At 71.7% G+C, this 16,729-nt stretch carries 16 protein-coding genes; 10 read left to right on the top strand and 6 right to left on the bottom strand.

What is annotated here, in order from left to right; all coding sequences use genetic code 11:
• The first annotated feature begins 72 nt into the window (after positions 1 to 72).
• The gene (locus ABEA87_RS08265) at positions 73 to 1,797 is read left to right on the top strand and encodes a DEAD/DEAH box helicase (protein ID WP_345627592.1); all 1,725 of its coding nucleotides are present in this window, start codon (positions 73 to 75) and stop codon (positions 1,795 to 1,797) included.
• A gap of 216 nt (positions 1,798 to 2,013) precedes the next feature.
• Here ABEA87_RS08265 and ABEA87_RS08260 read toward each other — a convergent pair whose 3' ends face one another.
• Both ABEA87_RS08260 and ABEA87_RS08255 read right to left on the bottom strand, forming a co-directional pair.
• Positions 2,014 to 2,247, bottom strand: coding sequence for a DUF7455 domain-containing protein (locus ABEA87_RS08260; RefSeq protein ID WP_345628169.1), 234 nt, complete (start codon positions 2,245 to 2,247; stop codon positions 2,014 to 2,016).
• A gap of 276 nt (positions 2,248 to 2,523) precedes the next feature.
• Positions 2,524 to 4,185, bottom strand: a complete 1,662-nt coding sequence (locus tag ABEA87_RS08255; protein ID WP_345627590.1) for an RNA polymerase sigma factor — start codon at positions 4,183 to 4,185, stop codon at positions 2,524 to 2,526.
• Positions 4,186 to 4,595: 410 nt separating this feature from the next.
• Between ABEA87_RS08255 and ABEA87_RS08250 the strand changes: the two genes are divergently transcribed.
• Complete coding sequence (locus ABEA87_RS08250; protein WP_345627588.1) at positions 4,596 to 5,405, top strand: inositol monophosphatase family protein; 810 nt, start codon at positions 4,596 to 4,598, stop codon at positions 5,403 to 5,405.
• Positions 5,406 to 5,553: 148 nt separating this feature from the next.
• Here ABEA87_RS08250 and ABEA87_RS08245 read toward each other — a convergent pair whose 3' ends face one another.
• Complete coding sequence (locus tag ABEA87_RS08245; protein WP_345627586.1) at positions 5,554 to 6,075, bottom strand: LytR C-terminal domain-containing protein; 522 nt, start codon at positions 6,073 to 6,075, stop codon at positions 5,554 to 5,556.
• Between the two features lie 433 nt (positions 6,076 to 6,508).
• Between ABEA87_RS08245 and ABEA87_RS08240 the strand changes: the two genes are divergently transcribed.
• Positions 6,509 to 6,805, top strand: a complete 297-nt coding sequence (locus ABEA87_RS08240) for a DUF4193 domain-containing protein (protein ID WP_203917460.1) — start codon at positions 6,509 to 6,511, stop codon at positions 6,803 to 6,805.
• A 123-nt stretch (positions 6,806 to 6,928) separates the two neighbouring features.
• The gene (locus ABEA87_RS08235; protein WP_345627581.1) at positions 6,929 to 7,897 is read left to right on the top strand and encodes a hypothetical protein; all 969 of its coding nucleotides are present in this window, start codon (positions 6,929 to 6,931) and stop codon (positions 7,895 to 7,897) included.
• On the opposite strand, the gene ABEA87_RS08230 is transcribed toward ABEA87_RS08235, so the two are convergent.
• A complete protein-coding gene (locus tag ABEA87_RS08230) occupies positions 7,860 to 8,369 on the bottom strand; it encodes a DUF3093 domain-containing protein (protein WP_345628167.1) in 510 nt (169 codons plus the stop codon). The two genes, ABEA87_RS08235 and ABEA87_RS08230, sit on opposite strands and share 38 nt — an antisense overlap.
• Positions 8,370 to 8,536: 167 nt before the next feature.
• Here ABEA87_RS08230 and dut point away from each other — a divergent pair, with 167 nt between their 5' ends.
• The 4 genes from dut to ABEA87_RS08210 all read left to right on the top strand — a co-directional run bounded on the left by dut (position 8,537) and on the right by ABEA87_RS08210 (position 11,313).
• Positions 8,537 to 8,995, top strand: a complete 459-nt coding sequence (gene dut / locus ABEA87_RS08225; protein WP_345627580.1) for a dUTP diphosphatase — start codon at positions 8,537 to 8,539, stop codon at positions 8,993 to 8,995.
• Between the two features lie 16 nt (positions 8,996 to 9,011).
• Positions 9,012 to 9,851, top strand: coding sequence for a DUF3710 domain-containing protein (locus ABEA87_RS08220; protein ID WP_345627578.1), 840 nt, complete (start codon positions 9,012 to 9,014; stop codon positions 9,849 to 9,851).
• Between the two features lie 225 nt (positions 9,852 to 10,076).
• The gene (locus tag ABEA87_RS08215; RefSeq protein ID WP_345627576.1) at positions 10,077 to 10,457 is read left to right on the top strand and encodes an OB-fold nucleic acid binding domain-containing protein; all 381 of its coding nucleotides are present in this window, start codon (positions 10,077 to 10,079) and stop codon (positions 10,455 to 10,457) included.
• A 4-nt stretch (positions 10,458 to 10,461) separates the two neighbouring features.
• Positions 10,462 to 11,313, top strand: coding sequence for a DUF3159 domain-containing protein (locus ABEA87_RS08210; RefSeq protein WP_345627574.1), 852 nt, complete (start codon positions 10,462 to 10,464; stop codon positions 11,311 to 11,313).
• Positions 11,314 to 11,454: 141 nt separating this feature from the next.
• On the opposite strand, the gene ABEA87_RS08205 is transcribed toward ABEA87_RS08210, so the two are convergent.
• Both ABEA87_RS08205 and ABEA87_RS08200 read right to left on the bottom strand, forming a co-directional pair.
• Positions 11,455 to 12,162: a potassium channel family protein gene (locus tag ABEA87_RS08205; RefSeq protein ID WP_345627572.1), complete on the bottom strand. Its 708-nt coding sequence runs from the start codon at positions 12,160 to 12,162 to the stop codon at positions 11,455 to 11,457.
• Positions 12,163 to 12,203: 41 nt separating this feature from the next.
• A complete protein-coding gene (locus ABEA87_RS08200; RefSeq protein WP_345627570.1) occupies positions 12,204 to 12,863 on the bottom strand; it encodes a potassium channel family protein in 660 nt (219 codons plus the stop codon).
• A gap of 85 nt (positions 12,864 to 12,948) precedes the next feature.
• On the opposite strand from ABEA87_RS08200, the gene ABEA87_RS08195 reads away from it, so the two are divergent.
• Both ABEA87_RS08195 and ABEA87_RS08190 read left to right on the top strand, forming a co-directional pair.
• Positions 12,949 to 15,024, top strand: coding sequence for an APC family permease (locus ABEA87_RS08195; RefSeq protein WP_345627568.1), 2,076 nt, complete (start codon positions 12,949 to 12,951; stop codon positions 15,022 to 15,024).
• The gene (locus ABEA87_RS08190) at positions 15,021 to 16,370 is read left to right on the top strand and encodes a class I SAM-dependent RNA methyltransferase (protein ID WP_345627566.1); all 1,350 of its coding nucleotides are present in this window, start codon (positions 15,021 to 15,023) and stop codon (positions 16,368 to 16,370) included. The genes ABEA87_RS08195 and ABEA87_RS08190 overlap by 4 nt, the downstream gene beginning before the upstream one ends.
• The last annotated feature ends 359 nt before the right edge of the window (positions 16,371 to 16,729 follow it).

Genomic DNA, 16,729 nt, shown 5'->3' with positions numbered 1-16,729 from the left:
ACCGCCCTCGAACGCCGACCAGCGACGTGGTCGTCCGCACCGGGGGTTTTTGCGTGCCTCGGAGGGGGAGGGATGGCACCGCCTCGGCCGGTCCTGGAACAGTTCCCAGCATTGCGGGCCTGGCAGCGTAGGGCACTCGTCGAGTACCTGCGCCGGCGCGACGAGGATTTCCTCGCGGTGGCCACGCCGGGTGCCGGTAAGACCACCTTCGCCCTGCGCATCGCGGCCGAACTACTGGCCGACGGTACGGTCGAGGCGGTCACCGTGGTGACCCCGACCGAACACCTCAAGAACCAGTGGGCCGCCGCGGGCGGTGCGGTCGGCATCCAGCTCGACCCGACGTTCCGCAACTCGGACGTGCACTCGTCGGCGGACTTCCACGGTGCCGTGCTCACCTACGCCCAGGTAGGCATGGCCCCCGAGGTGCACCGGCGGCGCACCATGACCCGCCGTACCCTGGTCATCCTCGACGAGATCCATCACGCCGGGGACTCCCGATCCTGGGGCGACGGCGTCAAGGGTGCCTTCGACCAGGCGGTACGGCGGCTGATGCTCACCGGCACGCCGTTCCGGTCGGATGAGAACCCGATCCCGTTCGTCCGGTACGAGCGGGGCTCCGACGGGCTGCAGCGCTCCCGCGCGGACAGCACGTACGGGTACTCCGACGGGCTGCGCGACGGTGTCGTCCGCCCGGTGATCTTCCTGGCCTACTCCGGGGAGACCCGGTGGCGCACCAGCGCCGGCGACGAACTGGCCGCCCGGCTCGGTGAGCCGATGACCCAGGACCTCATCGCGCAGGCCTGGCGCACCGCGCTCGACCCGACCGGGGAGTGGATGCCGCAGGTGCTGCGGGCGGCCGACGCCCGGCTCACGGCGCTGCGCAGCCACGGCATGACCGACGCCGGCGGTCTCGTGATCGCCACCGATCAGCAGGCCGCCCGCGCGTACGCCAAGTTGATCGAGCAGATCACCGGCGAGAAGGCGGTGGTGGTGCTCTCGGACGATGTGGGGGCTTCCGGCCGCATTGCGTCGTTTGCCGCTTCTGAGCAGCGGTGGCTGGTGGCGGTGCGGATGGTGTCCGAGGGCGTGGACATCCCCCGCCTGGCCGTCGGCGTGTACGCGACCAGCGCCTCCACGCCGCTGTTCTTCGCCCAGGCGATCGGCAGGTTCGTGCGGGTACGCCGGCCGGGGGAGACCGCCACCGTGTTCCTGCCCAGCGTCGAGCACCTGCTCGGGCTGGCCAGCGAGATGGAGGCCGAGCGCGACCACGTGCTCGGCAAGCCGAAGAACCCCGACGGCCTGGACGACGACCTGCTGGAGCGCGCGCAGCGCACCGAGGAGGCGTCGGGCGAGCTGGAAAAGCGGTTCGAGGCACTGTCCGCCACCGCCGAACTCGACCAGGTCATCTTCGACGGGGCCTCGTTCGGCACCCCGGTCCTGACGGGCACGCCCGAGGAGGAGGAGTACCTGGGCCTGCCCGGGCTGCTCACCCCGGATCAGGTGTCCCTGCTGCTGGCCAAGCGGCAGGCCGACCAGGTGGCCGCCGAGCGTCGCCGTCCCCCGGAGCCGCGGGCGGCCGAGGAGCCGGCCCAGCCCGCCCCGCCCCGTACCGCCGGGGAGCGCCGGATCTTGCTGCGCCGCCAGCTCAACGGGCTGGTGGCCGCGCGCCACCACCGGACCGGGCTGCCACACGGAAAGATCCACGCCGAGCTGCGCCGGCTGTGCGGCGGGCCGCCCAGCGCCCAGGCGACCATCGAGCAGCTGGAGGAGCGCATCGCCACCATCCAGACGCTCTGAGCGGGTCGAACGCTCGCGGCGGGTCGGACCTCCCCGGCGGAGGCGTCCCGGGCGGAGGCCGCCGCGGGCGAGCGGGGATTGCCAGGCTGCCGCGGGCCAGGGCGCCCGCGGGCCAGGGCGCCGCGGGCCAGGCTGCCGCGCGGGCGCTGAGACGGCCGTAGAGATGCGAAATGGGGCGCCCCCCTGTGGGAGGGACGCCCCGTTTCGCGTTTGGTCTCAGCTGGCCATCAGCTCGGTGCCGCGCCAGGAGAACTCCGGATCGACCGCGACCTGAACCGCGATCTTCACCAGCTTGTCGGCGTACTTGTTGGCGTGGTGCCCGCAGAACACGAGCTCACCCCCGCCAGCAATCATGACGCGCAGCTTCGCCGCCGCGCTGCACCGGTCGCACCGCTCATCGGCGCCCGGCAAAGCCACCGTCTCCGGTGGCGGCGTGAGGGTTGGGGTCATCGCCGCCTCCTCCTTCTGGTCACCGACGAACGTGTACTCAGTCTCGTTACCCACTTATCGTGCAACACCACGCGGTGCCGTGGACTTCCCGCCAGCCCTCGGCGGGACCGAGGTCACAACGGTACCGACAGTGTGCCCTGAATCCAGCCTGCCTCGTCAACGATCACGGCGCCATAACAACTCGGCCGCCCCGGGCAATCTGGCCGGAAGCCGACATCCTGCACCGTAATGAACGCCGTACCGTGACTCAACACACACTCCGCGCGGCGACATCTGCTAGTCGAGATAGTCGCGCAGCACCTGCGATCGTGACGGGTGCCGCAGCTTCGACATGGTCTTCGACTCGATCTGGCGGATGCGCTCCCGCGTGACGCCGTAGACCTGGCCGATCTCATCGAGCGTGCGCGGCTGGCCGTCGGTCAGTCCGAAGCGGAGCCTGACCACGCCCGCCTCCCGCTCGGACAGCGTCTGCAGCACCTGCTGCAACTGGTCCTGCAGGAGCGAGAAGGAGACCGCGTCGACCGCGACGACCGCCTCGGAGTCCTCGATGAAGTCGCCCAGCTGGCTGTCGCCCTCGTCGCCGATGGTCTGGTCCAGCGAAATGGGCTCCCGGGCGTACTGCTGGATCTCCAGCACCTTCTCGGGGGTGATGTCCATCTCCTTGGCCAGCTCCTCCGGGGTGGGCTCACGGCCCAGGTCCTGGAGCAGCTCGCGCTGGATCCGGCCAAGCTTGTTGATCACTTCGACCATGTGCACCGGGATGCGGATGGTGCGGGCCTGGTCGGCCATGGCGCGGGTGATGGCCTGGCGGATCCACCAGGTGGCGTAGGTGGAGAACTTGTAGCCCTTGGTGTAGTCGAACTTCTCGACGGCGCGGATGAGGCCGAGGTTGCCCTCCTGGATCAGGTCGAGGAAGGCCATGCCACGTCCCGTGTACCGCTTGGCCAGCGAGACGACCAGCCGGAGGTTGGCCTCCAGCAGGTGGTTCTTGGCGCGCTCACCGTCGCGGGAGATCCAGCTCAGGTCGCGGTGCATGGTGATGACGAGCTTTTCCTCGCCCTCATCGGCGGCCCGCAGCCGCTCGCCCGCGTACAGCCCGGCCTCGATCCGCTTGGCGAGCTCGACCTCCTGCTCCGCGTTCAGCAGCGGGACCTTGCCGATCTGCTTCAGGTAGGCGCGCACCGAGTCGGCGGAGGCAGTCAGCTCCGCGTCGCGGCGGGCCTGCTTGAGCGCCTCGGACTCCTCGTCGTCCCACTCGAAGTCGTCGGCGTCGGCCTGCGCGTCGGCCTCGGCCTCGGCGACGATCTCCGCCGGCTCGTCGACCACCACGTCCTCAAGGTCGGCGGCGAGAGCCTCGGGGTCGAGTTCGCCGTCCTCCGGCCCCTCCTCGCCCTTGGCGGTCCCCGGGGCGGCCTTGCCCGGCGCGCCCGACTTCCCGGCGGAGGCCGCCTTCGTGGCCTTGGTGGGCTTGGCGCCTGCGGCCTTGGCGGGCGCGGCCTTCGCGGCGGTGGCGGCCTTCGCGACCGTGGCGGCGCCCGATTCGGGGGCGGGCGCGCCGTCGGTCTCCGGGCTGCCGGCCTGCTTGGGCGCGGCCCGCTTGGCCGGCACCGGCTCGACCGCCTTCTTGGCCACCACCGGTGACGGCGCGGGGGCCACCTTCGGCGTGGTCTTGGCGGTGGTGGCCTTCGAGGCGGGGGTCGTGGACCGGGCCGCGGCCACCCGGCGTCGGCTGCTCGCCGAGCCGTCGACGACCACGACCACGCCGGCCTCGGCGAGGCTACGCAACAGTTTCTTGGCCTGACTCGGGGTGACCTCGGCGTCTTCGACGGCCTGGGCCACTTCGGCCGAGGTCAGGTGCCCATCCGAGTTGGCCGCGTGGGCGATGAGCGCATCGGTGAGGGTGCGCACGTCGGTGCCTGATTGGCGGGCTTCAGTCACGAACGACCTTCCGAAGGCGAAAAGCGAGCACGGCCGGTCCGGCCAACGTAGCGCGAAAAACACGCGTCTGCCGACCGGTGAAGATCTTGGACCGCCGGGCGGAGCCGGTGGCCCAGAATCTTCCTGTGAGGAACTCCGGCACGCCACGGGTGGGCGGGCGGCCCGAGAACCTCGTCGAAGCTCCCGGACCGGCAGGCGGAGCACTTGCGGCCCGGAATCTCCACAGGGGTTTTGCGCAGCACAGGGCGTCGCAAACCCTCGGTTGAAGTTTGGGGACCCATTCGCCAAGAACCGGCCACCTCTGGCGTGGTGGGCGATCCGTGGCGGGCGGGCAGCGTGAATTGTAGCGCCGCCGGCCGCGTTCGGTTCACGCCGCGCGCCCACCAGGCACGTAACCGGCCCTTGAGAGGATGCTCCGCATGACGGTCGAGCCCAACGAACTCCTCCAAATCGCGGTACGGATCGCCGGCGGCGCAGCGGACCTAGCCCGGCAGATGCGCGACGAGGGGGTCACCGGGATCACTACCAAGAGCTCCGCCACGGACGTGGTCACCGCGGCCGACCGGGCCGCCGAGCGGTACGTGCGGGAGGCGCTGCGCGACAGCCGTCCGGGCGACGCGGTCCTGGGCGAGGAGGCCGGCGAGTCGCCCGGGAAGGGCGCCGTGCGGTGGATCCTCGACCCGATCGACGGGACGGTCAATTACCTGTACGGCGTGCCGCACTACGCGGTTTCCCTGGCCGCCGAGGTGGACGGGGAGGTGGTCGCCGGCGTGGTGCGCAACCCGGTCAGCGGTGAGCAGTGGACGGCCACCCGCGGCGGCGGGGCCTGGCGCGGCGAGGTCCGGCTGGTCGGCTCGACCGTTACCGAGTTGAGCCAAACCCTGCTGGCCACCGGGTTCGGGTACGCGGCGGCCCGGCGGGTGCACCAGGCCAGGGTGGTGGCCAAGTTGCTGCCGATCGTCCGGGACATCCGCCGGTTCGGCGCGGCCTCGCTGGACCTGTGCTTCGCCGCCGAGGGCCGGGTGGACGCGTACTACGAGAAAGGTCTCAATCTGTGGGACCACGCGGCGGGCGGCCTGATCGCCGCGGAGGCCGGCCTCCGGGTGGGCGGCCTGTCCGGCGCCGGGGCCGGGCCGGACCTGGTGGTCGCCGCGCCGCCGGCGATCTGGGAGCCGCTCCAGGACGCCCTGGTACGCCTCGACGCGGCCGGAGGCCCGTGACGACCGGGCCGGGTGGGGTCCGCCGGCGACGCCGGGCTCAACGGTGCCCTGGCCGGCTCGGTGCCTACCGCCCGGGCGGGTTACCCGTCCCGGGCGGGCAATCCATCCCGGTCGGGCTACCCGGCCCGGGGCGGGGTCGGAACGGGGATCAGGCGGTGTCGCAGGTGTGCGGCGGCGGCGACGGGTTGCCCAACTGGGCCTGGGACTGGCTGACCTCGGTCTTGGTGCCGAGGGACGTGTACTGGGCGCCGACCGTCACGTCCACCACGTCGTTGCTCCGCTTGATGTCGAAGTCGCCCGACGCGAAGCCCAGGAAGTAGGAGTTCACCACGGTGGCCGCGGCCAACTCCTTGGGGCCGTACACCAGCTTCGAGACTCCGTCGAACGCCGGGGCGTTGCCGGTCTTCTCCACCACGAAGCCCCGGTTGCGGAACTGTTCGGCGACCGCGCTGGCCAGCCCCGGTTGGTCGGTGCCGTTGTAGACGTTGACCTTGATCTGCCCCGGAACCGGCAGGGGCCGGGTCTTCACCTTCACCGCGCCCGCCGGGCAGGTTCCCGAGTAGATGCTGCCGGTCTGTCTGTCCTTGAGGACAGCGACGAGTACGAGGATCAGCGCGGCGACCACTAGCAGCGCGACCAGGATCATGGCCCGGGCCCGGGCAAGGCTCATCGGTTCGGCTCCCCGTCCAACCTCAGTGCGATGTGATCTTGTACGGCGTCCCGGCCTGATTCACTCCGGATTCACTCTGGGGCGAAGCGACTCGGGTACGACGAGAGTAGCGGTATCGTCGCCGACGTTACGCCTGTTGCCCGCTGGCGCCGGAATCCCTACCCGCGGGCGGCGCGGCTAATGCGATCTGCGGGCGCCGCCACCTACCTTGGTGTCGCCTGAGTCACATTGGGAACAACTTCGTGCGCTCGGGCGTACAACTCTCGCGCAGGGGCGGTAAGGTACCGCGCCCGATGGGGGAGTTTCGACGGACACCAGCCCCCTCGCCGAAACACCCCGCCGTACGTGCCCAAAGGGCACGTCCAGCGGGCAAGGAAACACCGATGTCTGGCGTTACACCGGGCGCGATTTGGAAACGGGAGTGTGACTACCGATGGCCACCGACTACGACGCCCCGCGTCGCGACGAGGTCGACCTCGGCGAGGACAGCTTGGAGGAGCTCAAGGCACGTCGCGTCGACGCGCAGTCCGCTGTGGTCGATGTGGACGAGGCGGAGGTCGCGGAGAACTTCGAGCTGCCCGGCGCCGACCTGGCCGACGAAGAGCTGACCGTCAAGGTCCTGCCCATGCAGGCCGACGAGTTCCGCTGCTCTCGCTGCTTCCTGGTCCATCACCGAAGCCAGCTGGCGGTCGAGCGCAACGGGGACCTGATCTGTCGGGAATGTGCCTGACAGATCTCGGACAGACGGGCGGAAGGATTGGTTCCCGGCTCGACCGGGAATCCAAGGCGTACCGCCCGTCCCGGGTCGGCGTATCGTCCCCACGCGCGAGGCGTTGGGAAGGGAGCGGCAGCGATGACCAGTGCTGACCGGACCGCGCCGGAGGGTGCGACCGCCGAGCCTACGCAGGCCGGACGGCCGCTGCCTGCGGACGAGGTTCTTCCTGCGGACGAGGCACTGCCTGCGGACGAGTCACTGTCTGCGGACCAGCCGGAGCCGGCGGACGAGATCCTGCCGGACGAGGTCGTGCCGCCGGACGCGTCGGGGGAGCCAGCCGACGCGGACGGGTTGAGCGACACCATCGCCGCGCTGACGGACGACAGCCTGGAGCAGTCCGAGCGACGCTGGCTGCTCGGCCGGTTGGCCGGCGAAATCCGGGCGCGCGGCATCGGCGACCTGTTCCGCCCCCGGGCGGCCATGCGCTGGGTGGCCGACGCGGTCAGCGACGTGGCGCCGCGGCTGCCCATCCGCGACTACGACACCCTGAGTCGGCACTTCCCCGGCCTCTCCGACGACGCGCTGGCCGAGCGGCTCATCCGCAACGCGGCCCGCACCACGGCGGCCATCGGCGCGGCCAGCGGCGGGGTGGCTTCGATCGAGTGGGTGGCCACGCCGACCCTGCTCTCCGCACCGGTCCTGCTGGCCGCGGAGACGGTGGCGGTGGTCGCCATCGAGATCAAACTGATCGGCGAGCTGCACGTGGTGTACGGCAGCCCGATCGTTGGTACCCGCTCGGAGCGCGCGGTGGCGCTGGTTCAGGCCTGGGCGCAACGGCGGGGGATCAACCCCACCATGCTGCCGGTCACGGGCGTGGCCGCGATGCTCGGCACCGCCACCCGCAAGGAGCTGCGCGACCGCCTGCTGCGTAGGTTCGGCCGTAACCTGACCACCTACGGGCCGATGCTGACCGGTGCCGCCGTGGCCAGCTACCTCAACCGCCGGTCCACGCTCTCGCTGGGCCAGCAGATCCGCAAGGACCTCGGCGACAGGTCGCGTCGGTCGGCGATCACGCAGTGGCCGACCCAGCCCCAGCCTCGGGACTGAGTACGGCGTCACGGGCGGCGAGCAGGGCCTTGGCGACCCGCTCCGGGCGGCGGGCGCTGATCACCCAGTAGGGGGTGGGGTCCTCCGGATCGTTGAGCACGACCAGAACCGCCCGGGACACCCACGGCCGCTGGACGACGAACGCCAACTGGTCGGCGTTGGGGCCGAGCGCCTCCCGCCTGGCCGCGGCGTCCAGTACGCCCACCTCGGACACGAACCGCACCGGCAGCCGGGCGTCGTCGACCCGCAGCTCACCGCCCTCCACGGCGACCCGGATCCGGCTGGCCGCCAGCAGGGCCAGCGCGGTCAGCGGCAGCAGAATCAGGTACGGGACCCAGGTCGCCAGCCCAGGAGCGCCGAGATATACCTCGGCCGAGAGCATGGCGGCCAGCGCCAGGGCGGCGAGCCAGAGCCACCACGGCACGATCAGCCGCTCCGCGTACCGGTCGGTCGGGCGGTATCCGCGCCCCACCAGCCGTATGACCGGCTCGTCCTGCTCCGCGTCGCCGCTGGCGGCCGGGGTACCCGTCGGAAGTTGTGCCACTCTGCGAGGGTATCGGCGCCCCGGCCGGTCGGGGCGCACCGGGGCACGGCAGGATGGCAACGTGACCGAGGAAACGTCATGAACGAGGGGCCGGCATGACCGAGCCCGTGCCGGTGGCCGTGCGCCAGCTCGACCCGGAGCTGCCCATGCCCGGCTACGCGCACCCGGGCGACGCCGGCGCCGACCTGTACGCGGCGGAGGACACCGAGCTGAAGCCGGGCCAGCGGCGGCTGGTCCGTACGGGGCTGGCGATCGCTCTGCCGGACGGGTTCGTGGGGCTGGTGCACCCCCGTTCCGGGCTGGCCAACCGCCTCGGAGTGACAGTGCTCAACGCGCCCGGCACGATCGATGCCGGATACCGCGGCGAGATCATGGTTAATCTTGTGAACCACGACCCGACCACCCCGGCGACGATCGCCCGGGGTGATCGCATCGCGCAGCTTGTCGTGCAGCGGGTGGAGCGTGCAGACTTCCACCGCGTTGATGAGCTTCCCGACTCGGTCCGGGGAGTGGGCGGACACGGATCGACCGGCGGCCACGCCGGTCTGCGTTGAACAGGACGGTGGCACCGTGATCTTCTCCCGAGGCCGCGGGGATGGCGGGCGGCAGAAGAAGGGCGAGGATCTTGATCGCCGACCAGACCGGTCGCCGGGCGCGGGGCGCTCCGACGACGCCGACGACCTGGCGCAGCGGGCTGGCGAGGGCCAGCCGGTGAGCCCGGGTCCCTACGACATCACCGAGGCGCCCAGCGGCGTCGAGCGGCTCGACCTGGGCAGTCTCCAGATCCCGGCCATCAATGGGGTCGAGATCAGGGTGCAGGCCAACCCCGACGGCTCGATCGCGCAGATTGTCCTGGTCAACGGCGCCAGCGCGCTGCAGCTCGGGGTGTTCGCCGCCCCGCGCAGCTCGGGCATCTGGGACGAGGTCCGCGCGGAGATCCGCGATTCGCTGACCGCCGACGGGGCCAGGGCGGAGGAGGTGCGCGGGGAGTACGGCACCGAGCTGACGGCCAAGATCCGCACGCCCGATGGCTCCGCCGACGTCCGGTTCATCGGTGTGGACGGTCCCCGCTGGATGGTCCGGGCGGTCTACCAGGGCGCGGCCGCCGCCGATCCGAGCGTCGCCGGCCCGCTGGCCGAGTGCCTTCGCGAGCTGGTCGTCGATCGCGGTCGGGAGGCCATGCCGGTGCGCGAGGCGCTGCCCCTGCGGCTGCCCCGGGACGCCGCCGACCAGGTGCAGGCGCAGCCTCAGCCGGTCGTCGCGCCCTCGGTGTCGCCCAGCAGGGCGGCCGAGGAGGCCCGGGCGCAGCTGGGCCAGACGGCACCGACCGAGGACCAGGGGTCGGTGAATGGCTCCTCCGCACAGCCCGGCAAGCGCGGCTCCTCTTCCCGCAACCGCCGCTCCAGGTGATCTGCGGCACCGCCACGGTGCCACCCGTTGTCTCTTCGACCTGACCCGACCATACTCAGCGGCCAACCGCCGTACGCCAATCCGCGAGGCTAACCATGGTTCGCCTCGCGAGAAGAGGTTGACCGGTCCGAGGATGGACGTACGCTAATTGGCGTCGGCTGCTTGCCGGCCTAGTCAGCGTCGGCCGCCGGTCGGCGCTGGGTCGAGGAGAGTGACACGCAGGTCATGGCGACCGTCGAGCGACCTTCGCCGTTACATCGTTTTTTCCGCCGCCTCGTGGCGAGTGAGGCCGAGCTGGACGCCGAGGAGCTGCAGCGCAGCACCGCCGAGTCCGGGTGCGTGTCGGCCTGCGACGTCAGGCGCGGCCAGCTGGTCAGCGTCAGCGGCCGGCTGCGTACGGTGGTCTACACGCCGCGTACGAATTTGCCGACCCTGGAGGCCGACCTGTACGACGGCAGCGACGTGGTGACCCTGGTCTGGTTGGGTCGGCGGCACATCGCCGGGATCGAGCCGGGTCGGGCGCTGTCGGTGCGTGGCCGGATCGCGCTGCGCGAGGGCCGGAAAGTGATCTACAACCCGTATTACGAGCTCGAGTTGCCCCGGTGAGGCCATGACGACCGAGACGCCCCGCGATCCCGCGCAGTCCACCGCCGAGATCGCCGAGCCGGCGGAGCTCCCAGGCCGCACCGGGGGAGCTGCGGAGCCCCCAGGCCGCACCGAGGGAGCACCGCCGAGGCCGGGTCCAGGGGCGTCCGGTCGGCCCGACGCGGCCGTCGGCGCGGTCGAGTCGGCGGGGTCCGGGAAGCCGGACGAGCCCGACGAGGAGCCGCTGCCAAGCTTCACCGAGCAGCTCGCCGACCAACTCGGCGGCGTGCGCGGCGTGGTCGAGTCCGGCGTACCCGTCGTGGTGTTCGTGATCGCCAACATCATCTTTTCGCTCCGGCCCGCCTTGATCATCTCGGTGGCCGCCGCCGTGATCATCGGGGGCTGGCGGCTGGCCCGCAAGCAGCCGGTGCGGCACGCGGTCAACGGCGTGTTCGGCATCGCGATAGGCGGGATCATCGCGTGGAAGACCGGTAGCGCGAAGGACTTCTACCTGCCCGGCATCCTGCTCAGCTTCGGGTACGCGATCGCCATGCTGGCCTCGGTCGCGGTACGCCGGCCGTTGATCGGGTGGGTCTGGTCGCTGCTGGTCACCCGGGGCAGCACCGAGTGGCGGGGCAACCCGCGGCTGGTGCGCACGTTCAGCTGGCTCACCGTGGTCTGGGCGCTGACGTACCTGGCCAAGGTGGTGATCCAGGCGGTGGTCTTCCAGCACACGGCGGACGACAGCCCGGCCACCGCCCTGGGCGTCCTGCGGCTGGTGCTGGGCTACCCGCCGTACATCCTGCTGATCGCGATCACGGTGTGGGCCACCCGTCGGGTGTCACCGGCGGCGTCACCGGTCGTTCAGGAGAGCTGAGGCCGGCGACGGCCGAGCCCGGCCCAGCCTTAGGACAGGCCCAGCCCCAGCCTCAGGACAGGCCCAGCCCCAGGACAGGGCCGAGGCCGGGCGCTCAGCGGGGAGGCTCAGGCCGGCTCCGGAGGGCTCGGCCCGGGCGGGTCAGGACTGCTCGCCGCCGGATTGGGCCGGGATCTCGGCGCCGTCCGGCCGGGCCCCGAGGATGACCGCGCGGACGCTGTCCTCGACCTCGGTGGTGCACACGAAGATCAGCTCGTCGCCCGCCTCCAGCGGATCGTCCGGCGTGGGCACGAGTACCCGCTTGCCGCGCAGGATGGCGACCAGCGCCGCGTCGTGCGGCAGTGGGACGTCCCGCACCGCGTGGCCGACGTAGGGCGCCGAGCCGGGCAGGGTGATCTCCACGAGGTTGGCCTCGCTCTGCCGGAAGGTCATCAGCCGGACCAGGTCGCCGACCGTGACCGCCTCCTCGACCAGGGCCGCCATCAGCCGCGGCTTGCTCACCGCGACGTCCACGCCCCACTGGTCGTTGAACAGCCACTCGTTCTCGGCGCGGTTGACCCGGGCCACCACGCGGCCGACCGCGAACTCGGTCTTGGCCAGCAGCGACACCACCAGATTGACCTTGTCATCGCCGGTCGCGGCCACCACGACGTCACAGCTGGCCAGGTCGGCCTCCTGGAGACTGGCCACCTCGCAGGCGTCGGCCAGCACCCACTCGGCCTGCGGTACCCGCTCGGGGCGCAGCCGCTCGGCGGCCCGCTCGATGAGCATCACCTGATGGCCGTTCTCGATCAGCTCCTGGGCGATGGAGCGGCCGACGTTACCGGCTCCGGCGATGGCAACTCGCATGTCTGCCCCCTCCCACTCGAACAATCCACTCACCCTCGGGCTCAGGCGGCGGGCTGGGAGCCGGCGATTTTGGAAACCGGCTCGACCAGGTCGTCGGTGAGCAGCATGAACACCTGGTCACCATCCTGCAGCACGGTGGACGCCGTGGGCAGGGCGCCGACCCCGAACCGGATGAGGTAGGCCACCCTGGCGCCGGTCGCCTCCTCGAGCGCCCGGATCGGCCGGCTGATCCAGCCGGCGTGCACCGGGACCTCGACCACGGCCACGCTACCGGTCGGGTCGCGCCAGACCTCGGCATTGCCCTCCGAAACCACGTGGCGCAGCATCCGGTCGGCGGTCCAGCGGACCGTGGCCACCGTGGGGATGCCGAGCCGCTCGTACACCTCGGCGCGCTTCTGGTCATAGATGCGGGCGACCACCCGCTGGACTCCGAAGGTCTCCCGGGCCAGCCGCGCCGAGATGATGTTGGAGTTGTCCCCGCTGGACACGGCGGCGAACGAGTCCGCGCGCTCGATGCCGGCGGCGATCAACACCTCCCGGTCGAAGCCGATGCCGGTGACGGTCAGACCGGTGAAGTCTGGTCCGAGCCGGCGGAACGCGTCGGGCTGAACGTCGATCACGGCGACCGAGTGGCCCCGGGCCTCCAGGCTGTGCGCCAGGGTCGAGCCGACCCGACCGCAGCCCATGATCACGATGTGCACTGGAATGCCCTCCCGGCATCGGGGTCTTACGAAGCGGCACGGTACACGGTCGGAGCACACTCTTGCCGATCACCCACCCGACACGATGTGCACATCGGCCGTACGCTTGTTCCTCGTGGCCACCCCCGCCTCCCTGCTGAAGCGCGCATTGATCGGACGGCCCTTCCGTTCCGACCGGATGCAGCACACGCTGCTTCCCAAGCGCATCGCGCTGCCCGTATTCGCCTCCGATGCGCTGTCTTCCGTGGCCTACGCCCCGGACGAGATCTTGCTGACCCTCTCCGTCGGCGGGGCCTCCTTCTACGCCTACTCCCCATGGATCGCGCTGGGCGTCGTGGCGGTGATGTTGACGGTGGTGGCCAGCTACCGGCAGAACGTGCACGCCTACCCGTCCGGGGGCGGTGATTATGAGGTCGCCACGGTCAATCTGGGGCCGAAGTTCGGTCTCGTGGTGGCCAGCGCGCTCATGGTCGACTATGTGCTGACGGTGGCCGTGTCCGTCTCGTCCGGAGTGGAGAACCTGGGCTCCGCGTGGCCCTTCGCCGCGCACCACCAGGTTGAGTTCGCGGTAGGCGTGATCATCGTGCTCACCGCGATGAACCTCCGCGGCATCCGGGAGGCCGGTACCGCCTTCGCCGTACCGACCTATGCCTTTATGGGCTCGATCCTGCTGATGGTCGGGGTCGGCCTGTTCCGGATCTTCGCGCTCGGCGACCACCTGCGGGCCGAGAGCGCCGGCATCGTCGTGCACCAGACCCACTCGATCGCCGGGCTGGCCCTCACCTTCCTGCTGGTGCGTACCTTCGCCTCCGGCTGTACGGCGCTGACCGGCGTCGAGGCGATCTCGAACGGTGTACCGGCGTTCGAGAAGCCCAAGAGCAAGAACGCGGCGACCACGCTGCTGTTGCTGGGCACCCTCGCCATCACCATGCTCATGGGCATCGTGGTGCTCGCCCGGCTGACCGGCCTGAAGATCGTGGACACCGCCACCCAGGCGCTGCCCGCCGGGTACCAGCAGAAGACCGTGCCGGCCCAGCTGGCCCACGCGGTCTTCGGCAGCTTCACCCCCGCGTTCATCCTGGTCATCGCGACCACCACGCTCATCCTGGCGCTCGCCGCGAACACCGCCTTCAACGGCTTCCCGGTGCTCGGCGCGATCCTGGCCCAGGACCGCTACCTGCCCCGCCAGCTGCACACCCGCGGCGACCGGCTGGCCTTCAGCAACGGCATCCTCTTCCTGGCGACCTTCGCGATCATCCTGATCGTGGCGTTCGACGCCCAGTCCACCCGACTGATCCAGCTCTACATCGTCGGCGTGTTCGTGTCGTTCACGCTGTCCCAGACCGGCATGCTGCGGCACTGGAACCGGCAGCTGCGCGTGGAACGGGACCCAGCGGCCCGCCGCCGCATGCTGCGCTCCCGGACGATCAACGGCATCGGCCTGGCCATGACCGGCTTCGTGCTGGTGCTGGTGGTGGTCACCAAGTTCCTGGCCGGCGCCTGGATCTCCATCGCCCTGATGGCCGTGATTTTCTTTACCATGTTGGCCATCCGCAAGCACTACGACCACGTCGCCAAGGAGCTCACGCCGACCGATGAGCGCCAGATGCTGCCCGCCCGAAACCAGGCGGTCGTGCTGGTCAGCAAGGTGCACCTGCCCACCCTGCGGGCCCTGGCGTACGCGCAGGGCACCCGGCCGGACACGCTGACCGCGGTGACCGTCAACGTCGACGACGCGGACACCCGGGCGATCGAGGCGGACTGGGAGGCGCGCGGCCTTCCGGTGTCGCTGACCGTGGTCGACTCGCCGTACCGCGAGATCACCCGGCCGATCATCGACTACGTGAAGTCGCTGCGCCGGGAGTCGCCGCGCGACGTGGTGACGGTGTTCATCCCGGAGTACGTGGTGGGTAAGTGGTGGGAGCACCTGCTGCACAACCAGAGCGCGCTGCGGCTCAAGGCGCGGCTGCTGTTCGAGCCGGGCGTGATGGTCGTCAGCGTGCCCTGGCAGCTGGAGTCCAGCCAGAGCAAGGACCTCAGCCGGCTGGACGGGACGCGCACGGCGCCGGTCCGCGGTCCGCGGGCGGACATCGGCACGCCGCCGGTGCCGGCGCAGCCGTCCCCGGCGGCCCCCAACGAAGTGGCGGCCACGGCGGAATGACGATCCCTGACATCGCGGTGCCGGGCTCCGGCGGAACGCCGCCGGAGCCGGGTCGTGGCGCGGGCGAGGACCCCTCGCGCCCGCCCGGCGAGGTGCCCGGCGGTGCCCCGTCGCATCGCGGTGCCTCGTCGCCCGCCGGTGCCGCGTCGAGCGGCGCTCCGTGGGGCGACGACGGTCCGCTGGTCGGCGACCGGTTCGACGTCGAGGTGGGCGCGGTGGCGCACGGCGGGCACTGCGTGGCCCGCGCGCCGGACGGTCGGGTGGTCTTCGTGCGGCACGCGCTGCCGCAGGAGCGGGTGACCGTGTCGGTCACCGAGGTGCTGGCCGGCTACTTGCGCGCCGACGCGGTGGCGGTGCTCCGCGCCTCGCCGGACCGGGTGACGCCGCCGTGCCCGTACGCCGGGCGGTGCGGCGGGTGCGACTTCCAGCACGCGGTGCCTGAGGCCCAGCGCGGGCTCAAGGCGGCGGTCGTACGCGAGCAGCTGCTGCGGCTGGGCCGGCTGCCGGTGGACGAGGTGGACGCGCTGGGGATCCGGGTACGCGAGCTGCCCGGCGGAGCGCTGGGCTGGCGTTCCCGGGTGCGGTACGCGGTGGACGCGACCGGCCGGGCCGGGCTGCTGGCTCACCGTTCCCATGAGGTGGTTCCGGTCGACCAGTGCCGGATCGCCCACCCGGGCGTGCGGGACGCGGCGGTGACCGGTGTGCCGTGGCCCGTCGACAACGGCGTCGAGGTGGTCGCCGCGAGCGGCGGCGACGTGACGGTGCTCGGCGACGCGTCGGGCGTGGTGTCCGGCCCGGCGCAGGTGCGCGAGCGGGCGGTGGGGCGCGAATGGCAGCTGCCGGTCGAGGCGTTCTGGCAGGTGCATCCGGCCGCGCCGGACACGCTGGCGGCGGCGGTACTGGAGCTGCTGGAGCCCGCCGCGGGCGAGCGGACCTGGGACCTCTACGGCGGCGCGGGGCTGTTCGCCGCCGCGCTCGCGCCACGGGTCGCCGCGGTGACCCTGGTGGAGTCCGACCGGGCGGCGGCCTCGGCGGCACGGACGTCGCTGACCGACCTGTCCAACGTCCACATTGTACGGTCGACGGTGGAGCGATTCCGGCCCTCGGACTCCCCGGACGTGGTGGTGCTGGACCCGCCGCGTACCGGCGCCGGAGCGGCCGTGGTGCGGATGGTGGCGGGCGCGGCGCCGCGCGCGGTGGCCTACGTGGCCTGCGATCCGGCGGCGTTCGCCAGGGACGTGGCGACCTTCCGTGAGCACGGCTTCCGGCTGGTCGCGCTGCGCGCCTTCGATGCCTTCCCGATGACCCACCACGTGGAGTGCGTCGGCCTGCTGACACCGGCCTGAGCGCCGGCACCGCGGCTACCGCCGGCCTGAGCGCCGGCACCGCGGCTACCGCCGACCGGCGGCGCGGGCCCGACCCGCCGCGGCCGGCCCAGCCTCGTCGGCGCCGGTCCAGCCTCATCGAGGCCGGTCCAGTGCCGTGCGCGGGTGCGGTCGGCCAGATCCGTCGCGGCGGACGCGGCACGTCGTGACCTGCCGTTGCGCGGCCCGGCGGCGGCGGGGTGACCGCCGCCATGGAAGTGTTCACGCTCGATGAGCGGGTGCGCCACGGACGGGGCCGAGGTGGCCCCGTGCGCGGCGCCGCCAGCGCCCGGCGAGGGGTCGGGAGGCGGGGGCGCGTGAATCTCGGTGGCCGGGTCGGG

This window comes from Rugosimonospora acidiphila, assembly GCF_039543385.1.
GTDB classification, from domain to species: domain Bacteria; phylum Actinomycetota; class Actinomycetes; order Mycobacteriales; family Micromonosporaceae; genus Rugosimonospora; species Rugosimonospora acidiphila.
The sequence above is the reverse complement of the archived record's forward strand: the minus strand, read 5'-3'. Positions and strand labels throughout refer to the sequence as shown.